Origin of the sequence: Xenorhabdus bovienii (genome assembly GCF_024721015.1) — a bacterium.
GTDB lineage: Bacteria > Pseudomonadota > Gammaproteobacteria > Enterobacterales > Enterobacteriaceae > Xenorhabdus > Xenorhabdus bovienii.
The window spans coordinates 1-553 of the sequence record NZ_JANAIF010000305.1 but is presented as its reverse complement, the minus strand read 5'-3'; the positions used below and the strand labels follow the sequence as shown (position 1 = coordinate 553).

Genomic DNA, 553 nt, shown 5'->3' with positions numbered 1-553 from the left:
GATTTACCGGGCGGAGCGGGCGTTGCAGCTGATTATCGACCGGTTGCAGCAGTCCGACCTGAAACGGCTGCCGCGGGTGGAGAACCTGCTGTGGTTCTTCCAGAACGCGGCGAAAAAACTGGAAAAACCGCGCCCGGCCGCGAAACCGGTTCAGTCGCCGGTGCAGATGCCGCCGCTGGTCTACCTGTCCCAGTCCGACACCGAGTCGGAAATGCCGCCGCCGTCCCCACCGCCACGGCCTGAGCGCCCGCCGGAAGCGGACAGCCCGCGGGTGCGGGTGCAGTTTCCTGAGCCGCCGCGGGGGTGGAGTGCGTGGCAGGGCTTTGGCCTCGGGGCGTTATTGGGCGTGTTGGTCCTGGTGGGCAGCGGGCTGCTGTTTTACCAACCGCTGCACCAGCAGCTCACGGCTATCACGGCGTCCCCGGCCGGGGCGCGGCTGGCGTGGCTGACCGAGCCCGAACTGGCGGGCTATCAGGGCCAGCTGGACCGGCTGGCCGAGACGCCCCTGCTGGCGACGTGGGACGCGGCCCGCACGCTGACTGACACCGCGGAA

At 69.4% G+C, this 553-nt stretch carries 1 pseudogene; it reads left to right on the top strand.

Annotated features, from left to right (window positions below):
* Nucleotides 1–22: 22 nt before the first annotated feature.
* Nucleotides 23–553, top strand: a pseudogene (locus tag NXS07_RS20705) (VasL domain-containing protein); the annotation flags it as partial.